Origin of the sequence: Serratia marcescens subsp. marcescens ATCC 13880, from assembly GCF_017299535.1 — a bacterium.
Classification (GTDB): Bacteria; Pseudomonadota; Gammaproteobacteria; order Enterobacterales; family Enterobacteriaceae; genus Serratia; species Serratia marcescens.
Window position 1 is genome coordinate 4,746,575 of sequence record NZ_CP071238.1, and the last position, 18,676, is coordinate 4,765,250.

At 61.5% G+C, this 18,676-nt stretch carries 17 protein-coding genes; 10 read left to right on the forward strand and 7 right to left on the reverse strand.

Going from position 1 to position 18,676, the window contains the following annotated elements; genetic code table 11:
* Positions 1-7 precede the first annotated feature (7 nt).
* The 3 genes from argD to J0F90_RS22770 all read right to left on the reverse strand — a co-directional run bounded on the left by argD (position 8) and on the right by J0F90_RS22770 (position 3,528).
* Positions 8-1,225, reverse strand: a complete 1,218-nt coding sequence (argD, locus tag J0F90_RS22760; protein WP_033639229.1) for a bifunctional acetylornithine/succinyldiaminopimelate transaminase — start codon at positions 1,223-1,225, stop codon at positions 8-10.
* Positions 1,226-1,356: 131 nt separating this feature from the next.
* The gene (locus J0F90_RS22765; protein ID WP_016930347.1) at positions 1,357-1,932 is read right to left on the reverse strand and encodes an aminodeoxychorismate synthase component II; all 576 of its coding nucleotides are present in this window, start codon (positions 1,930-1,932) and stop codon (positions 1,357-1,359) included.
* A 72-nt stretch (positions 1,933-2,004) separates the two neighbouring features.
* Positions 2,005-3,528: a helicase HerA-like domain-containing protein gene (locus J0F90_RS22770; RefSeq protein WP_016930348.1), complete on the reverse strand. Its 1,524-nt coding sequence runs from the start codon at positions 3,526-3,528 to the stop codon at positions 2,005-2,007.
* Positions 3,529-3,746: 218 nt separating this feature from the next.
* On the opposite strand from J0F90_RS22770, the gene J0F90_RS22775 reads away from it, so the two are divergent.
* Both J0F90_RS22775 and J0F90_RS22780 read left to right on the forward strand, forming a co-directional pair.
* Positions 3,747-4,013, forward strand: coding sequence for a hypothetical protein (locus J0F90_RS22775; RefSeq protein WP_033639228.1), 267 nt, complete (start codon positions 3,747-3,749; stop codon positions 4,011-4,013).
* A gap of 20 nt (positions 4,014-4,033) precedes the next feature.
* Positions 4,034-4,312, forward strand: coding sequence for a type II toxin-antitoxin system RelE/ParE family toxin (locus tag J0F90_RS22780; RefSeq protein WP_033639226.1), 279 nt, complete (start codon positions 4,034-4,036; stop codon positions 4,310-4,312).
* On the opposite strand, the gene btsR is transcribed toward J0F90_RS22780, so the two are convergent.
* The 3 genes from btsR to ppiA form a co-directional block, all read right to left on the reverse strand.
* A complete protein-coding gene (gene btsR / locus J0F90_RS22785; protein ID WP_033639225.1) occupies positions 4,313-5,038 on the reverse strand; it encodes a two-component system response regulator BtsR in 726 nt (241 codons plus the stop codon).
* On the reverse strand, positions 5,038-6,723 hold the full coding sequence (locus J0F90_RS22790) for a sensor histidine kinase (RefSeq protein ID WP_033639224.1): 1,686 nt from the start codon (positions 6,721-6,723) through the stop codon (positions 5,038-5,040). The genes btsR and J0F90_RS22790 overlap by 1 nt, the downstream gene beginning before the upstream one ends.
* 155 nt (positions 6,724-6,878) lie before the next feature.
* A complete protein-coding gene (gene ppiA, locus J0F90_RS22795) occupies positions 6,879-7,448 on the reverse strand; it encodes a peptidylprolyl isomerase A (protein ID WP_015379288.1) in 570 nt (189 codons plus the stop codon).
* 353 nt (positions 7,449-7,801) lie between these two features.
* On the opposite strand from ppiA, the gene J0F90_RS22800 reads away from it, so the two are divergent.
* From J0F90_RS22800 to tsgA, 4 genes are all read left to right on the forward strand, one after another.
* On the forward strand, positions 7,802-8,140 hold the full coding sequence (locus J0F90_RS22800; protein ID WP_016930352.1) for a PTS lactose/cellobiose transporter subunit IIA: 339 nt from the start codon (positions 7,802-7,804) through the stop codon (positions 8,138-8,140).
* A complete protein-coding gene (locus J0F90_RS22805; protein ID WP_016930353.1) occupies positions 8,137-9,444 on the forward strand; it encodes a 6-phospho-beta-glucosidase in 1,308 nt (435 codons plus the stop codon). The genes J0F90_RS22800 and J0F90_RS22805 overlap by 4 nt, the downstream gene beginning before the upstream one ends.
* 70 nt (positions 9,445-9,514) lie before the next feature.
* Positions 9,515-10,495: a LacI family DNA-binding transcriptional regulator gene (locus J0F90_RS22810; protein ID WP_016930354.1), complete on the forward strand. Its 981-nt coding sequence runs from the start codon at positions 9,515-9,517 to the stop codon at positions 10,493-10,495.
* 191 nt (positions 10,496-10,686) lie between these two features.
* A complete protein-coding gene (tsgA, locus tag J0F90_RS22815; RefSeq protein WP_004930336.1) occupies positions 10,687-11,871 on the forward strand; it encodes an MFS transporter TsgA in 1,185 nt (394 codons plus the stop codon).
* Positions 11,872-11,925: 54 nt separating this feature from the next.
* On the opposite strand, the gene J0F90_RS22820 is transcribed toward tsgA, so the two are convergent.
* Positions 11,926-13,194 carry a cytosine deaminase gene (locus J0F90_RS22820; protein ID WP_033639223.1) on the reverse strand — a complete coding sequence of 423 codons (1,269 nt, stop codon included), beginning with the start codon at positions 13,192-13,194 and terminating at the stop codon, positions 11,926-11,928.
* A 303-nt stretch (positions 13,195-13,497) separates the two neighbouring features.
* Here J0F90_RS22820 and nirB point away from each other — a divergent pair, with 303 nt between their 5' ends.
* Genes nirB through cysG form a run of 4 tightly spaced genes read left to right on the forward strand, consistent with a single transcriptional unit; the run spans position 13,498 to position 18,641 of the window.
* Positions 13,498-16,047 carry a nitrite reductase large subunit NirB gene (gene nirB, locus J0F90_RS22825; RefSeq protein ID WP_033639222.1) on the forward strand — a complete coding sequence of 850 codons (2,550 nt, stop codon included), beginning with the start codon at positions 13,498-13,500 and terminating at the stop codon, positions 16,045-16,047.
* The gene (gene nirD, locus J0F90_RS22830; RefSeq protein ID WP_016930361.1) at positions 16,044-16,370 is read left to right on the forward strand and encodes a nitrite reductase small subunit NirD; all 327 of its coding nucleotides are present in this window, start codon (positions 16,044-16,046) and stop codon (positions 16,368-16,370) included. The genes nirB and nirD overlap by 4 nt, the downstream gene beginning before the upstream one ends.
* Before the next feature lie 16 nt (positions 16,371-16,386).
* On the forward strand, positions 16,387-17,187 hold the full coding sequence (gene nirC, locus J0F90_RS22835; protein WP_016930362.1) for a nitrite transporter NirC: 801 nt from the start codon (positions 16,387-16,389) through the stop codon (positions 17,185-17,187).
* Between the two features lie 50 nt (positions 17,188-17,237).
* Positions 17,238-18,641, forward strand: a complete 1,404-nt coding sequence (cysG, locus tag J0F90_RS22840) for a siroheme synthase CysG (protein ID WP_033639221.1) — start codon at positions 17,238-17,240, stop codon at positions 18,639-18,641.
* Positions 18,642-18,676: the final 35 nt, after the last annotated feature.

Genomic DNA, 18,676 nt, shown 5'->3' on the forward strand with positions numbered 1-18,676 from the left:
ACGGGCTTCAGGCGTTGATCACATCCTGCACCGCCAGCTCGAACAGCGCCATGCCGGCCTCGATATCCTGCAGCTCCACCACCAGCGACGGCGCGAAACGGATCACGTTCGGCCCGGCGTTGAGGATCATCAGCCCACGCGCGGCGGCGGCGGTGAGGAAATCGCGCGCTTTGCCGTGATAATGCGGCGTCAGTTCGGCGCCGATCAGTAACCCCATGCCGCGAATGGCGGTGAAAATACCGTATTTATCGCCGATATCCTGCAAAGCCTGCACATACAGCGCGTGGCGCTGTTCGATGCCGCTCAGCACTTCCGGCGTATTGATCACATCCAACGCCGCCTCCGCCACCGCGCAGGCCAGCGGGTTGCCGCCGTAGGTGGTGCCGTGAGTGCCCACCTGCATCACCGACGCAATCTCTTCGGTGGTCAGCATGGCGCTGACCGGGAAACCGCCGCCCAACGCCTTGGCGGTGGTGAGAATGTCCGGCGTCACGCCATAATGCATATAGGCGAACAGTTTGCCGCTGCGCCCCATGCCGCTTTGCACTTCGTCGAACACCAGCAGCGCCTGATGCTGGTCGCACAGCTCGCGCACGCCTTTGAGGAAGCCGGCGTCGACCGGCGTAATGCCGCCCTCGCCCTGAATCGGCTCCATTACCACCGCGCAGGTATGGTCGTCCATCACCGCTTTCACCGCCGCCAGATCGTTGAACGGCACGTGCACGATGTCGGCCGGCTTCGGCCCGAACCCATCGGAGTATTTGGCCTGCCCGCCCACCGACACGGTGAACAGCGTGCGGCCGTGAAACGCGTTATAGAAGGCGATGATTTTGGTTTTGTACGGGCTGTGGCGGGTGATAGCGTAATGACGCGCCAGTTTGAACGCCGCTTCGTTGGCCTCTGCGCCGGAGTTGGCGAAGAACACCCGGTCGGCGAAGGTGGCGTCGATCAGTTTGCTCGCCAGGCGCAGCGCCGGTTCATTAGTGAAGACATTGCTGGTATGCCACAGGGTTGCGCCCTGGCGTTTGAGCGCCTCGACCAGCGCCGGATGGCAGTGCCCCAGCGCTGTCACCGCGATGCCGCCGGAAAAATCGATGTACTCTTTTCCCTGCTGATCCCAGACTCGGCTGCCTTGGCCGCGCACCGGCACAAACTGGGCCGGTGCATAAACAGGCAGGATCACCTGGTCAAAGGTGCTGCGGCTCACTGCGGATTTTTCAGTCATTTTCGGCTCCACCCTGAAGGTTTTTCAGCGCTATCGTAATATTAGATTGAAAACATAATCACGAAATATGCATAAAAAACCAATCAAGCGCAAACGCAAAACGCCTGACGAGCGAAAAAAACGCATCGGGATTAACGGTTGAGGAAGTTATCCAGCAGCTGATGGCCCTGCTCGCTGAGCACGCTTTCCGGATGGAACTGCACCCCTTCCAACGCCAGCGTGCGGTGGCGGATGCCCATAATCTCGTCGCGCACGCCGTCGCGTTCGCTCCAGGCGGTCACTTCAAAACAGTCCGGCAGCGTATCGGCTTTCAGCACCAGCGAGTGATAGCGGGTCACGGTCAGCGGATCGTTCAGGCCGCGAAACACGCCGACGCCCAGATGGCGAATCGCCGAAGTTTTGCCGTGCATCACCGCGCGGGCGCGCACCACCTCGGCGCCGAACGCCTGCCCCAGCGCCTGGTGCCCCAGGCACACGCCGAGGATCGGCAGTTTGCCGGCGAAATGACGAATGGCGGCCAGCGAGATGCCCGCTTCGTTCGGGGTGCAGGGGCCAGGGGAAATCACCAGATGCTGCGGCGCCAGCCGCTCGATATCGGCCAGCTGCAGCTCATCGTTGCGCTTCACCATCACCTCGGCGCCCAATTCGCAGAAGTACTGGTAAAGGTTATAGGTAAAGGAGTCGTAGTTATCGATCAGCAGCAGCATGTTAGGTCCGGCAGAGAAAAATGCCGCCACAGTGTACTGATTTAACCCGCCGCTGCCGACGATAATTTCCGCTTACTTTTTTCGGCCGCCGGTGATCGAGCCCAGCACGCCACGCAGGATCTGGCGGCCGAGATCGCGCGCCATGCTCTTGGCGGCAGTCTGGACGATGCCGTCGCGTTTGCCGCCGCGCGGGCCGGTGGAACCGAACAGCAGCTCGTTCAATCCGTCCATCAGGCCGCCGCCCGTCTGTTGCTGCGCTTGCGCCTGCGGTTGCTGCCCCTGCTGCGCAGTGCCGACGGTGGCGAAGCCGCCCGACGACAGCTTCTCGTAGGCGGACTCGCGGTCAATCATGTCTTCATAGCGGCCATACAGCGGCGACTTGTTGATCGCGCTGTTCAGCCCTTCCGCGCCGAGCATGCCCATCTTGGATTCCGGCGCGATGACCATCGCCCGCTCCACCACGTTCGGCCGGCCCTTCTCGTCGAGGAATGACACCAGCGCTTCGCCCACGCCCAGCTCGGTGATCGCCGTTTCGGCATCGAAGGCCGGATTGGCGCGCAGGGTTTGCGCCGCCGTTTTCACCGCCTTCTGATCGCGCGGCGTGAAGGCGCGCAGCGCATGCTGTACGCGGTTGCCCAACTGGCCCAGCACGCTGTCCGGGATATCCAGCGGGTTCTGGGTGACGAAGTAAATGCCGACGCCTTTGGAGCGGATCAGGCGCACCACCTGTTCGATCTTGGTCAACAGCGCCGCCGGCGCGTCGTTGAACAGCAGGTGCGCTTCATCGAAGAAGAACACCAGCTTCGGCTGTTCAGGGTCGCCCACTTCCGGCAGGTGCTCAAACAGCTCGGCCAGCAGCCACAGCAGGAACACTGAATACAGCTTCGGCTGATTGATCAGCTTGTCCGCCGCCAGCAGGTTGATCACGCCATGACCGTTGGCGTCGGTTTTCATCAGATCGTTGATGTCCAGCATCGGCTCGCCGAAGAACTGGTTGGCCCCCTGCTCTTCCAGCGTCAACAATCCGCGCTGAATGGCGCCGATAGAGGCGGCAGAGATATTGCCGTACTGGGTTTGGAATTGTTTGGCGTTGTCGCCGACGAACTGCACCATGGCGCGCAGATCCTTCATGTCCAGCAACAGCAGCGCGTTGTCATCGGCGATTTTGAACACCAGCTGCAGCACGCCGCTTTGCACCTCGTTCAGATCCAATAGTCGCCCCAACAGCAGCGGCCCGAGATCGGAAATCGTGGCGCGGATCGGGTGGCCCTTTTCGCCGTAAATATCCCACGGGATAATGGTGCAGGCCTGCGGCTGCCAGTCGGTGACGCCAATCGCCGCCAGACGCGCCTGCAGTTTCTCGGAAGGCGCGCCCTCAGCGCCAATGCCGGACAGATCGCCCTTCACGTCCGACAGGAACACCGGCACGCCGATGCGCGAGAACTGCTCGGCCATTTTCTGCAGCGTCACCGTCTTGCCGGTGCCGGTTGCTCCGGTGATCAGCCCGTGGCGGTTGGCCAACGCCGGCAAAATCACCAGATCCTGTTCCGGTTTTCCGTCTTTCATCGCCTTGGCGATAATCCGTGGTTCACTCATTTTCGATTCCTTTGACGCTGACGCGGCGCAAAACGCGCCTGTTGATGCAATAAAGCTATAAGCGCCGCGTAACCCCGTCAAGGACAAACAAAAAGGGCGCCGTCGGAGCCTGATGAATTCAGATTGCGCTTAACGCCACAGCCTCCGACCGTCCTTGCTTGAACAATAAAGCAGCGGTGTTATAGTGAATATTACGCTGTATATACGAGGTAAATACCATGTCTGAATCTACCGTGGTAATCCGCGTGGATGAAGAGTTAAAAACCGCTTTCGCCAGCGCGGCAAAGGCCGCCGACCGCACGGCTTCACAACTGCTGCGCGATTTCATGCGCGAGTTTGTCAGCCGCCAGGCGCAGCAGGAAGAATACGACCAGTGGTTAAAGGAAAAGGTCGAGGTGAGCCGCAAGGCGTTGCGTGAAGGCAAGTTCGCCGACGATGAAGAGGTGGCCGCTTATTTCGCCGAACGCAGAGCTAAGGCAAAGTAATAAAACACAAAAGGACTTTTGTGAAACTGATATGGACGGAACCCGCCATCGCCGATCGTCTGGCGATTTATGAATGGTTGGAACTTAAAAACCCGGCCGCCGCCGCAGAAAATGATGTAAAAATCGCTGACGCGGCGGCACGCCTCGTGCATCATCCCGCCAGCGGAAAAACGGGTCGGATAGCCGGCACGCGCGAGTTGGTCATCTCTCCGTCCTATCTGCTGGTCTATGAATGGGCGGATCAGCGCGTCATCATATTGGCCATCGTGCATACCCGCCGCCGGTGGCCACCCGTATAGTCACCCCCGCAGCCCCAGTTGCTCCTTCAGCGCTTTCAAATAGCGCCGGCTGACCGGCACCGGATCGCCGGCCGACATGATCATCTCCGCCGCGCCGCCTTCTTCGAAGCGGATCTCGCGCACCTGCTCCAGGTTGACCAAATACTGCCGATGGCAGCGCACCAGCGGCGTACGGCTTTCCAGCGTGCGCAGCGTCAATTCGGTGAAACACTCCATGCCGTCGCTGCGCACCACGAATACCCCGCTCAGTTTGGAACGGATCGCCAACACCTCGTCGAACCGCAGCAGATAGATGCGGCTGTGGCCGGTGCAGGGAATGTATTTCAGGTAACCGGCGCTCTCATCCAGCGCCGTCACGTCCTGCGGCGCACTGCGCTGCCGCAGGCGTTGCAGCGTCTTGCTCAGCCGCTTCGGCTCCGCCGGCTTCAGCAGATAATCGAAGGCGTGCTCCTCGAACGCCTGCACCGCGTATTCGTCGTAGGCGGTCAGAAACACGATGTGCGGCATCCGGTTGGGATCCAGCATGCCGACCATTTCCAGCCCGCTGATACGCGGCATTTGAATATCGAGAAACACCACGTCCGGCTGCAGCCGGTGGATCTGGCTGATGGCTTCGATGGCGTTGGAGCATTCGCCGATGATCGTGATCCCCGCTTCGGCCTCCAGCAGATGGCGGAGGTTGTCGCGCGCGGAAGGCTCATCGTCAACAATCAGTGCGTTTAACATCAGGCGGCCCTCTCCATGGGAACATTGAGCGTAATGCGGGTATAGGCGTCCGGCCGGCAATCCACCCGCACGCCATAGCCTTCGCCGTAGCGCACGCGAATGCGCTTATCCACCAGGTTCATCCCCAGCCCGCTGCAGTTCGGCTTCGGCTGGAACAGCCCGGCGTTGTCCGTCACCTGCAATAGCAGATGTTCGCCTTCGCAGCAGGCGCCGATTTCGATGCGGCCCACGCCCAACAGATGCGAGGTGCCGTGCTTGATGGCATTCTCGACGATCGGCTGCAGCGAAAACGCCGGCAGCCGCGCCGCCAACAGCGCCTCCGGCAACGATACCGCGATCTCCAGCCGATCGGCGAAGCGCGCTTTCTCTATCTGCAGGTAGGCGTTCACATGTTCAATTTCGTCCGCCAGGCTGACTTCGTCATCCGAGCGTTTGAGATTTTTACGAAAGAAGGTCGAGAGGGACTGCACCAGATCGCAGGCGCGCTCGCCATCGCGGCGGATCACCGCTACCAGGGTATTCAAGGCATTGAACAGGAAATGCGGATTGACCTGCGCATGCAGCAGCTTGATCTCCGACTGCGCCAGCAGTTGCTTGTGGCGCTCGTACTGTCCGGCCATAATCTGCGCCGACAGCAGGCTGGCGATGCCTTCGCCCAGCGTACGGTTGATGGTGCTGAACAGCTGGCTTTTCGGTTCATACAGCTTGATGGTGCCGATGACCCGCTGGTTTTCGCCGCGCAGCGGGATCACCAGCGTCGATCCCAGCTTGCAGGCCGGATTGATCGAGCAGCAGTAAGAGAGCTGATTGCCGTCGGCGTACACCACCTCGTTGTTGTCGATGGCGCGATGCGAATGCACCGAGGCGATCGGCGTGCCCGGCAGGTGGTGATCGTCGCCGATGCCGATAAACGCCAGCAGCTTGTCGCGATCGGTGATCGCCACCGCGCCGATGCCCAGCTCCTGATAAATCACCCGAGCAACCTTCATGCTGTTTTCCTGATCGAAGCCCTGCCGCAGGATGCCCTCGGTGCGCTCGGCGATCTTCAGCGCCTTGGAAGAGAAAGCGCTGGTGTATTTCTCGAACATCGCGCGCCGATCCAGCAGGATTTGCATAAACATCGCCGCGCCGACGGTATTGGCGATCATCATCGGCAGCGCGATGTGTTCCACCAGCTGCAACGCCTCGTTATAAGGGCGCGCCACCGCCAGAATGATCGCCATCTGCAGCACTTCCGCCACCAGCGCCACGCCGCCGACGAACAGCGGATTGAACAGCAGCTCGATGCGCCCCCGGCGCATGGCGATGCTGTGCACGATGCCGCCGACCAGCCCCTCGGACACCGTGGAGATCGCGCAGGCCACGTCGGTCATGCCGCCGAGCGTATACCGGTGCAGGCCGCCGGTCAGCCCGACCAGAAAGCCCACGGACGGCCCGCCCAACAGCCCGCCCAGGACCGCGCCTATCGCGCGGGTGTTGGCGATCGAATCCTGAATATGCAGCCCGAAGTAGGTGCCCATGATGCAAAACACCGAGAAGATCACGTAGCAGAGCAGCTTGTGCGGCAGGCGAATGGTCACCTGCATCAGCGGAATGAACAGCGGGGTTTTGCTCAGCAGATAGGCGATAACGAGATAGACGCACATCTGCTGCAACAGCAACAGCACCTGGTTAAATTCATACATGGCAGCAACTCATCCAGAGACAACAAAGGGCGAACGCCGGATTTCCGGTCTGGTTATTGTCTGCCGATTAGAGCATGGGGCGCGGGAGAAAACAGTGATGAAGGCAAGGCTTCGGGAGGAAGGACGGCCGACCCCGACGGGATCGGCCAAAAAATTTACGGCAGCACCTTGGCCGACAGAATCACCACCGGTTTGGTCGGCACATTCTGGTAAGGGCCGACGTTGCCGGTCGGCACCTGAGCGATCTTGTCCACCACGTCCATGCCTTTCACCACTTTGCCGAACACCGCGTAGCCGAAGTCGCGCTGGCCGTGATCCAGGAAGGCGTTATCCGCCACGTTCAGGAAGAACTGGCTGGTGGCGCTGTCCTTGTCGGCGGTGCGCGCCATCGAGATGGTGCCGCGCAGGTTGCGCAGGCCGTTGTCGGCTTCGTTCTTGATTGGCGCCTTGGTGGATTTTTGCTGCATGTCAGCGGTGAAACCGCCGCCCTGGATCATGAAGCCCGGGATCACGCGGTGGAAAATGGTGTTGTTGTAATACCCGCTGTTCACGTAATCGACGAAGTTCTGGGTGGAAACCGGTGCCTTCTGGCTGTCGAGCGCCAATTCGATATTCCCCGCCGAGGTCGTCAGCATGACGTGGGTCTCACCGGCGGCGAGTGCGGCTGGTGCCACTGCGGACAGGGAACACAGCGCGACGAAGGTCACTAAAGTACGTTTGAACATTAACGGGTCCTTTCTCTGAGAGACAAACAACGGAAAAGCGCTTTGATTCTAAAGAGCTGTATCGGCAAGTACCAGCCATTTACCTATATTTACCCAATTACGGGACATATCCTAGGCGGCCCTGAATTTTGCTGCGGAAAGTATGGGCGCAGAAGGCTTTTTTGCCAACCGCATCACGCATTTTTTGCCCCGTGCCGCCCCGGGGCGGTTTTTGCGATCTGCCTCCCAGTTTGCACACGCATTGTCGTTACTCTATATAAATGAGAGCGCTCTCATTATAAAAAGAACGGATACTGAAGCATCCCACGGCGGCGTCGCCGCGCAACCCCTGGAGAAATGACGTGAGTGAATTGATGACTGAAGTCAGCCCCGAGTTTGAAAGCACCATCATGGAACTGCTGGTGTTCTCCGGCAGCGCGCGCAGCAATGCGTTGATGGCGTTGCGGCAAGCGCGCGCCGGCGACTTCGCCGCCGCGGCCAAACACATGGCCGAATCCAAAGAATGGGTGAAGAAAGCACACCTGATCCAGACCGAGCTGATCGGCCTGGACGAAGGCTGCGGCAAGCTGGCGATCAACCTGATCACGGTACATGCGCAGGATCATCTGATGAACGCCATGGTGATCCAGGATCTGGCCGACGACATGATCGAGCTCTATCGCCGTCAGTCGCAAACGGAGGGCCGCCAATGAGCACGCTCAAAATCGCGGTGATCGGCGGCGGCAGCAGCTACACTCCCGAACTGGTCGATGGGCTGATCCAGCGCATCGAGGAGCTGCCGGTCACCGAACTGGCGCTGGTGGACGTCGAGCCGGGCCGGCAAAAAGTGGAAACCATCGCCGCTCTGACCCGCCGCATGCTGGCGCGCCACGGGCTGGAGCAGGTGAAGGTCAGCGTGCACTTCGCGCTGGACGACGCCATTCGCGGCGCCGCTTTCGTGCTGACCCAGTTCCGCGTCGGGCAACTGCCGGCGCGCGCCGCCGATGAACGGCTGGGCCTCAAATACCAGCTGCTCGGCCAGGAGACGACCGGCGTCGGCGGCTTCGCCAAGGCGCTGCGCACCATTCCGGTGATGCTGGATATCGCCCGTCGGGTGGAAAAGCTGGCGCCGGACGCCTGGATCATCAACTTCACCAACCCGGCCGGTATCGTCACCGAGGCGGTGTCTCGCTTTACCAAAGCGAAGATCATCGGCCTGTGCAACGTGCCGATCAGCATGCATCACATGATCGCCAACATGCTGCAGGCGCCTTACGCCGACGTGCAGCTGCGGTTCGCCGGTTTGAATCACATGGTTTGGGTGCATCAGGTCACGCAGCAGGGGCGCGACGTCACCGCCAAAGTGATCGACATGCTGTGCGACGGCGCGGCGCTGACCATGAACAACATCAAGGAAGAGCCCTGGCAGCCGGACTTCCTGCGCGCGCTCGGCGCGATCCCCTGCCCGTACCACCGCTATTTTTACCAGACCCGTGAGATGCTGGCGGAAGAGATGGCCGCCGCCGGCGAGCGCGGCACCCGCGCCGAGCAGGTGATGCAGGTGGAGAAAGAGCTGTTCGAGCTGTATGCCGATCCGCAATTGAACACGAAACCGGAACAGCTCAGCTTCCGCGGCGGTTCTTTCTATTCCGAGGTTGCGCTGGAGCTGATTCGTGCTATCCATAATAATCTCGGCACGCAATTAGTGGTCAACACCGCAAACCGCGGCGCGATCCATGGCCTGCCGGACGATGCTGTGATAGAAATCAACTGTATCGTCGATGCCCAAGGCGCGCATCCGCTGACGTTCGGCCCGCTGTCGGAGCCGATGCAGGCGCTGACGCAGCAGGTGAAAGCCTACGAACGCCTGACCATCGAGGCCGCGGTGCACGGCGATCGCCGCAGCGGCTTGCTGGCGCTGATCGCCAACCCGCTGGTGGGCAACGCGAACCTGGCGCAGCCGTTGCTGGACGAGGTGTTGACGATAAACGCGCCGTATTTGCCGCAGTTCAGGTAAGCGCCTGCGCGGTATGACAGGGGTTCGGCGCGCCGAACCCATTTTTTTAGCCGTAATCAGGAGTTGGACGATGGTGACACTGGAAGATGTCGCGGCGCTGGCGGGCGTTTCGCGCGCCACCGTATCGCGGGTAGTGAACGGCGACAGCAACGTCAAGGCGCCGACCCGCGAGAAGGTTGAACGCGCCGTCGCCCAGCTCGGTTACACCCCCAACCCGGCAGCCCGCGCGCTCGCCTCCAGCCACAGCAATACCCTCGGGCTGGTGACCACGTCGTATCGCGGCGGCTTCTTCGGCGCGCTGATGGACTTCGTGCAGACCGAGGCCGAATCCCACGGCAAGCAGCTGCTGGTGACCCAGGGCCGCAACAGCGCCGAAAACGAATGGCAGGCGGTGCAACGGCTGTTCAGCCTGCGCTGCGACGGCGTGATCCTGCACGTGCGTTTTCTCAGCGACGATCGGCTGCGCCAGCTGGCGGCGGAACAACGTGATTTCGTGTTGCTCGATCGTCTGGTGCCGGGGCTGGAAGACCGCTGCGTCACCTTCGATCACCCGCTCGCCAGCCGCATGGCGACGCAGCAGTTGCTCGACGCCGGGCACCGGCGCATCGCCTGCATCAGCGGCCCGCGCGAGCGCCCGTCGAGCCGCCTGCGGCTGCAGGGGTTTGAAGAGGCGATGCAGGCGGCGAATATCGAGCCGGTGGCCTGTCTGGAGGGCGTCTACGATCTGGAAAGCGGTTACCGCTGCGCCGATCACCTGCTGCAGCAAACCGCACGGCCCAGCGCCATCTACTGCTGCAACGAAGAGATGGCGATCGGCGCGCTGCTGGCGATCAACGAGCACCGCCTGCGGGTACCGCAGGATATCTCCTTGATCTGTTACGACAGCGGCGAACGCGCACCTTTCGTGCGCCCGGCGTTGAGCAGCGTACATTTTCCCATCAGCGAAATGGCCCAATACGCGGCGCGCAGGCTGATCGACCCCGCCACCCCGGCGCACCGGTTTGAGCCGACGATCATCAGCCGTGATTCCATTGTGACGGCACGCAAATAGATCACAATAATGCGTATCATCTCTTCATGGGTTGCATCAAAAAATCGACAGCCATCACAAAAAATCCCGTTGTCTGTGCTAGGATCCGCCCCCTGGTGGCCTGATCGGGACTTTTTTCTGCGTTTGCCAGGAAAAGCCAGCGGCCTTATGCCAGCGTTAAAACCTCTAACAGACATATTCAGGCCTATACAATGAATGACAGTAACCGCATACGGCTTACCTGGATCAGCTTCTTTTCGTACGCGCTGACCGGTGCTTTAGTGATCGTCACAGGGATGGTGATGGGAAACATTGCAGAGTACTTTAATCTGCCGGTTTCCAGCATGAGTAACACCTTTACTTTCCTCAACGCCGGTATTTTGATTTCGATCTTCCTTAATGCCTGGCTGATGGAAATCATCCCGCTGAAGCGTCAGTTGATCTTCGGCTTTGTCCTGATGGTGCTGGCGGTCGCAGGGCTGATGCTCGGCAAGAGCCTGACCATGTTCTCGCTGTGCATGTTTATCCTCGGCGTGGTGAGCGGCATCACCATGTCGATCGGCACCTTCCTGATCACCCACATGTATGCCGGCCGCCAGCGCGGTTCGCGCCTGTTGTTCACCGATTCCTTCTTCAGCATGGCCGGGATGATCTTCCCGATCGTCGCCGCGATGCTGCTGGCCCGCCATATCGGCTGGTACTGGGTTTATGCCTGCATCGGCCTGCTGTACGTGGCGATCTTCGTGCTGACCCTGTGCTCCGAATTCCCGGTGCTGGGCAAGAAAGGCGCCGATGCCGGTCAACCGGTCGAGAAAGAAAAATGGGGCATCGGCGTGCTGTTCCTGTCGATCGCCGCGCTGTGCTACATCCTCGGCCAGCTGGGCTTCATTCAGTGGGTGCCTGAGTACGCCACCAAGTCGTTCAACATGGACATCGGCCAGGCCGGTAAGCTGGTGAGCGACTTCTGGACCTCTTACATGGTCGGCATGTGGGTGTTCAGCTTCATCCTGCGCTTCTTCGATCTGCAGCGCATCGTCACCGTACTGGCCGCGCTGGCTACCGGCGCGATGTACCTGTTCGTCAGCACCGATAATCCGGAACACCTGGGCTACTACATCATGGCCCTGGGCTTCGTTTCCAGCGCCATCTACACCACGCTGATCACCCTCGGCTCGCTGCAGACCAAGGTCTCCTCGCCGAAGCTGGTCAACTTTATCCTGACCTGCGGCACCATCGGCACCATGCTGACCTTCGTGGTCACCGGCCCGATCGTGGCGAAAGGCGGCGCGCACGCGGCGCTGACTACCGCCAACGGCCTGTACCTGGCGGTATTCGTGATGTGTCTGCTGCTGGGCTTCGTGACCAAGCACCGCAGCCACGGTCACGTGACGCACTGATTTCTTCGTATCAAATACATCAAGGGCGCCCGCAAGGCGCCCTTTTTTTGCGCCTTAGCGCCGAAAATTCACCGTCTCATCCTGCTGCAAATGCAGCGTGGTTTCCGCCGGCCGCGTTTCGGCGATCACCGCGCCCTGGCGAATCGAATAACGCACCGGCGTCTGGCGGCGCACCGCGTCGAAACCGCTTTCCGCCGGCAGGATCACCAGGTTGGCGCTGTTGCCGGCCGCCAGGCCGTAGTCGCTCAGGTTAAGCGTGCGCGCGCTGTGGTGGGTGATCAGCTTCAGCCCATCGTCGATTTGGCCATAGCCCATCAGCTGGCACACGTGCAGCCCCATATGCAGCACCTGCAGCATGTTGGCGGTGCCGAGCGGATACCAGGGATCGAACACGTCGTCGTGGCCGAAGCAGACGTTGATCTCCGCCTCCAGCATCTCCTTCACCCGCGTCACGCCGCGCCGTTTCGGATAGCTGTCGAAACGGCCCTGCAGGTGAATGTTCACCAGCGGATTGGCGACGAAGTTGATGCCGGACATTTTCAGCAGGCGGAACAGCCGCGAGGCGTAAGCGCCGTTGTAAGAGTGCATCGCCGTGGTGTGGCTGGCGGTGACTTTCGCTCCCATCTCCAGCTTCAGCGCCAGCGCCGCCACGGTTTCGACGAAACGCGATTGCTCGTCGTCTATCTCGTCGCAGTGCACGTCCACCAGCCGATCGTATTTTTGCGCCAGCGCGAACGCCTTATGCAGCGACTCCACGCCGTATTCGCGGGTGAATTCGAAGTGCGGAATGGCGCCCACCACGTCGGCCCCCAGCCGCAGCGCCTCTTCAAGCAGCGCTTCGCCGTTGGGATAGGAAAGGATCCCCTCCTGCGGAAAGGCGACGATCTGCAGCGTCACCCAGGGCGCCACCTCCTGCTTCACCTCCAGCATGGCGCGCAGCGCGGTCAGCGTAGGATCGGAAACGTCGACGTGGGTGCGCACATACTGCACGCCGTTGGCGATCTGCCACTTGAGCGTTTGCCAGGCGCGCTGTTTGACGTCTTCATGGGTCAACAGCGCTTTGCGTTCGGCCCAGCGCTCAATGCCCTCGAACAGCGTGCCGGACTGGTTCCAGGCCGGCTGACCGGCGGTTTGCGTGGTATCCAGGTGGATATGCGGTTCGACGAACGCCGGCAGCGCCAGCCCGCCCTGCGCATCCAACACGTCGCTGCGCCACTCCTGTCCTTCCGGCTGCGGCACCAGATGCGCGATGCGCCCCTGCTCGATCGCCAGTTGCCACAATCCTTCATGCCCGCTTAAACGCAGGTTGTCGATAAACTTCAATGGACGTTTCGCCACCCTTCACCTCTGCCGTTGCGCTGGTTTTCTTCATCATACTGGCAGCGGATCGCGCTGACAAAGTCGCCGTGTCGTGCCTACCCCCTGCGTTTACTCCCTGCGGGGTAATTTACCTGCAAACTGACTCGCTTCAGCTAAAGATGAATAAAATCCGCAACTTATCAAAAAACGTGAAAAATCATTCATATACCACATTGGAGGTATATGGGAGTGTGATTGATTTGCATCAATAAATTGCTCATCGGGAGGGATAAGGTAACCCTAGGAAACCAGAATTTTGAGGCAATAATGAGCAGAGTCAAACTTGCCGTCGTCGGCAATGGCATGGTCGGCCACCGGTTCATCGAAGATCTGTTGGATAAAGCAGACAAAGACCAATTCGAGATCACCGTATTTTGCGAAGAGCCGCGCATCGCTTACGATCGCGTGCACCTCTCTTCCTACTTCTCTCACCACACCGCCGAAGAGCTGTCGCTGGTGCGCGAAGGCTTTTACGAAAAACACGGCGTGAAGGTGCTGATCGGCGAACGCGCTATCACCATCAATCGCGACGAGAAGGTCATCCACTCCAACACCGGCCGCACCGTCTATTACGACAAGCTGATCATGGCCACCGGCTCCTATCCGTGGATCCCGCCGATTAAAGGCTCGGATAGCCAGGACTGCTTCGTTTACCGCACCATCGAAGACCTGAACGCCATCGAAGCCTGTGCGCGCCGCAGCAAACGCGGCGCGGTAGTCGGTGGCGGGCTGTTGGGGCTGGAAGCCGCCGGCGCGCTGAAAAGCCTGGGGGTGGAAACGCATGTGATCGAGTTCGCTCCGGTGCTGATGGCCGAACAGCTCGACCCGATGGGCGGTGACCAGCTGCGCCGCAAGATCGAGCGCATGGGCGTCAAGGTGCACACCGGCAAAAATACCCAGGAGATCGTCAACGGTGGCGGCACGGCGCGCAAAACCCTGCATTTCGCCGACGGCAGCCTGCTGGAAGTGGATTTCATCGTGTTCTCCACCGGCATCCGCGCCCAGGACAAGCTGGCGCGCCAGTGCGGGCTGGAGATCGGCCGCCGCGGCGGCATCGCCATCAACGACAGCTGCCAGACGTCGGATCCGGACGTGTACGCCATCGGTGAGTGCGCCGCCTGGCGCGATCGCACCTTCGGCCTGGTGGCGCCGGGATACAAAATGGCGCAGGTGGCCGCCGATCGCCTGCTGGGCCGCGAAAACGGCTTCCAGGGCGCCGACATGAGCGCCAAACTGAAACTGCTGGGCGTGGACGTCGGCGGCATCGGCGATGCCCACGGCCGCACCGAAGGCGCCCGCAGCTACGTTTATCTGGATGAAAGCAAAGAAGTCTACAAACGCATCGTGGTCAGCGCCGACAACAAAACCCTGCTCGGCGCGGTGCTGGTGGGCGACACCAGCGACTACGGCAACCTGCTGCAGCTGGCGCTGAACGGCATCGCGCTGCCGGAGAACCCGGACGGCCTGATCCTGCCGGCCCACGCGGGCAGCAAACCGGCCATCGGTGTGGATTCGCTGCCGGAAAGCGCGCAGATCTGCTCCTGCTTCGACGTCAGCAAAGGCGACATCATCCAGGCGGTCAACAAAGGCTGCCACACCGTGGCGGCGCTGAAGGCCGAAACCAAGGCCGGCACCGGTTGCGGCGGCTGTATCCCGCTGCTCACCCAGGTGTTGAACGCCGAGCTGAGCAAGCAAGGCATCGAGGTCAACCATCACCTGTGCGAACACTTCGCCTATTCGCGCCAGGAGCTGTTCCACCTGATCCGCGTCGAAGGCATCAAGTCGTTCGAGGCGCTGCTGGCCAAATACGGCAAAGGCTACGGCTGCGAAGTGTGTAAGCCGACCGTCGGCTCGTTGCTGGCTTCTTGCTGGAACGAATACATCCTCAAGCCGCAGCATACGCCGCTGCAGGATACCAACGACAACTTCCTCGGCAATATCCAGAAAGACGGCACCTACTCGGTGATCCCGCGCTCCGCCGGCGGCGAAATCACCCCGGACGGCCTGCTGGCCATCGGCCAAATCGCCAAGGAGTACAACCTGTACACCAAAATGACCGGTTCGCAACGCATCGGCATGTTCGGCGCGCAAAAAGACGACCTGCCGGCCATCTGGCGCAAGCTGCTCGCCGCTGGCTTTGAAACCGGCCATGCTTACGCCAAGGCGCTGCGCATGGCGAAAACCTGCGTCGGCAGCACCTGGTGCCGATATGGCGTCGGCGACAGCGTCGGTTTCGGCGTCACGCTGGAACATCGCTACAAAGGCATCCGCACCCCGCACAAAATGAAGTTCGGCGTCTCGGGCTGCACCCGTGAATGCGCCGAAGCGCAGGGCAAGGACGTCGGCATCATCGCCACCGAGAACGGCTGGAACCTGTACGTCTGCGGCAACGGCGGCATGAAACCGCGCCACGCCGACCTGCTGGCCGCCGATCTCGATCGCGAGACCCTGGTGCGCTACCTCGACCGCTTCATGATGTTCTATATCCGCACCGCCGATAAGCTGCAGCGCACCTCGGTGTGGCTGGAAAGCCTGGAAGGCGGCATCGATTACCTGCGCAAGGTGATCGTCGACGACAAGCTCGGCATCAACGCGCAGTTGGAAGCCGAGATCGCCCGCCTGCGCGACGCGGTGGTCTGCGAGTGGAAAGAGACCGTCGAGCACCCGGAAACGCAGCTTCGCTTCGCTCACTTCATCAACAGCCCGCTGCGCGATCCGAATGTGCAGGTAGTGGCCGAACGCGACCAACACCGCCCGGCGCGCCCTGATGAGCGCATTCCCGTCACCCTGATCGATACCGAGGAGAGCCACGCATGAGCCAGTGGATTACCGTTTGTCCCGTCGCCGACATTCTGCCCGGCACCGGCGTGTGCGCCCTGATCGGCGATCGGCAGGTGGCGGTGTTCCGCCCCTATGCCGACGAGCAGGTGTTCGCCATCAGCAATATCGACCCGTTCGCCCAGGCCAGCGTGCTGTCGCGCGGCCTCATCGCCGAGCATCAGGGCGAGCTGTGGGTCGCCAGCCCGCTGAAGAAACAGCATTTCCGCCTGTACGACGGCCACTGTCTGGAAGATGACAACCGTTCCGTCGCCAGCTTCACCAGCCGGGTGGTCGACGGCATCGTGCAAGTCGCGGCATAACCTTTCGGGAGGCAACATGTTTACCGATACGATCAACAAATGCGCCGTCAACGCGGCGCGCATCGTCCGCCTGGCGAAGGAGAGCCCGCTCGGCTTCTGGATCAGCTCGGCGATGGCGGGCGCCTACGTCGGCCTCGGCATCATCCTGATCTTCACCCTCGGCAACCTGGTCGACCCAAGCGTGCGGCCGCTGGTGATGGGCGCCACCTTCGGCATCGCGCTGACGCTGGTGATCATCGCCGGTTCCGAGCTGTTCACCGGCCATACGATGTTCCTGACGCTCGGCGTCAAGGCCGGCACCATCCGCCAAAGCCAGATGTGGGCGGTGCTGCCGCAAACCTGGCTCGGCAACCTGCTCGGCTCGGTGCTGGTGGCGCTGATGTATTACTACGGCGGCGGCAGCCTGCTGCCGGTGGATACCAGTCTGGTGCACAGCGCCGCGCTGGCGAAAACCACCGCGCCGGCCGAGGTGCTGTTCTTCAAGGGCGTATTGTGCAACTGGCTGGTTTGTCTGGCGATTTGGATGGCGATCCGCGTTGAAGGCGCCGCCAAGTTCATCGCCATTTGGTGGTGCCTGCTGGCCTTTATCGCCTCAGGTTACGAACACTCCGTCGCCAACATGACGCTGTTCGCCCTCTCCTGGTTCGGCAACCACAGCGAGGCCTACACCCTCGCCGGCATTGGCCACAACCTGCTGTGGGTGACGCTGGGCAACATCCTCTCCGGCTCGGTGCTGATGGGCCTGGGGTATTGGTACGCCACGCCGCGCGCCGAACGCCCGCTGGCGGCGAAAGCCGCCGCACGTCAGACCGCCTGAGTTTTCGGGGGCGCATTTCGCCCCCACATTGATTACCCCGAGGAGTGCCGATGGACTACCTGCCGATTTTCTGCCAACTGCAACACAAAGCCTGTCTGCTGATCGGCGGCGGCGAGATCGCCGAACGCAAGGCGCGCCTGCTGCTGGACGCCGGCGCGGCGCTGACCGTCAACGCCCTGGACTTCACCCCGCAGTTCCGCCTGTGGGCGGAAGAAGGCCGGTTGACGCTGGCCGCAGGCGAATTCAGCCCGGCCCTGCTGGCGGAAAAATGGCTGGTGATCGCCGCCACTGACCGGCTGGAGGTCAACGCGCGGGTATACCAGTGCGCCAACCAGCAACGGGTGTTCTGCAACGTGGTCGACGATCCGAAACGCGCCAGCTTTATCATGCCGTCGATTATCGATCGTTCGCCGATCATGGTGGCGGTGTCCTCCGGCGGCAAAGCGCCGGTGCTGGCGCGGCTGCTGCGCGAGAAGCTGGAAGCGATGCTGCCGCAGCACCTCGGCAAGCTGGCCCAACTGGGCGGCTCGCTGCGGCAGCGGGTAAAACAACGCTTCAGCGGCCTCGGCGCACGCCGTCGCTTCTGGGAAAGGTTGTTCGCCCACGATCGGCTGGCGCAATCGCTGGCCAACGGCGACGCCGCGCTGGCCGAACGCCAGCTCGAGCAGTTGTTCAGCGAACAACGGGAAGATCGCGGTGAAGTGGTGCTGGTGGGCGCCGGACCAGGCGATGCCGGTTTGCTGACGCTGAAAGGGCTGCAACAGATCCAGCAGGCCGACGTGGTGGTTTACGACCGGCTGGTCTCCGAAGAGATCATGACGCTGGTGCGCCGCGACGCCGAGCGCATCTTCGTCGGCAAACGCGCCGGGCACCACTGCGTGCCGCAGGAACAGATCAACCAAATCCTGCTGCAGCAGGCGCTGCAAGGCAAACGCGTGGTACGCCTGAAGGGCGGCGATCCCTTTATCTTCGGCCGCGGCGGCGAAGAGCTGGAGACGCTGGCGGACGCCAACGTGCCGTTCTCGGTGGTGCCTGGCATTACCGCCGCCTCCGGCTGTTCCGCCTACAGCGGCATCCCGCTCACCCACCGCGACCATGCGCAGAGCGTCCGCCTGGTGACCGGCCACGCCAAGGCCGACGGTGGATTGGACTGGGCGACGCTGGCCGCCGGGCAACAGACGCTGGTGTTCTATATGGGGCTGTCGCAAGCGACGGAAATCCAGCGCCGGCTGATCGCGAACGGGCTGCCGGCCGCCACGCCGGTGGCGCTGGTGGAAAACGGCACTTCTTGCCGCCAGCGGGTGATCGAAGGCGAACTCCACCAACTGGGCGACTTGTCCCTGCAGGCCGCCAGCCCCAGCCTGATCATCGTCGGCAGCGTGGTCAGCCTGCGCAGCAAGCTCAATTGGTTCGCCAGCGAGGAATCGCCCGCCAGCCTGGCGCAAATGGCGTGATACCGACGTAAAAAAAGCGGCCTAAGGCCGCTTTT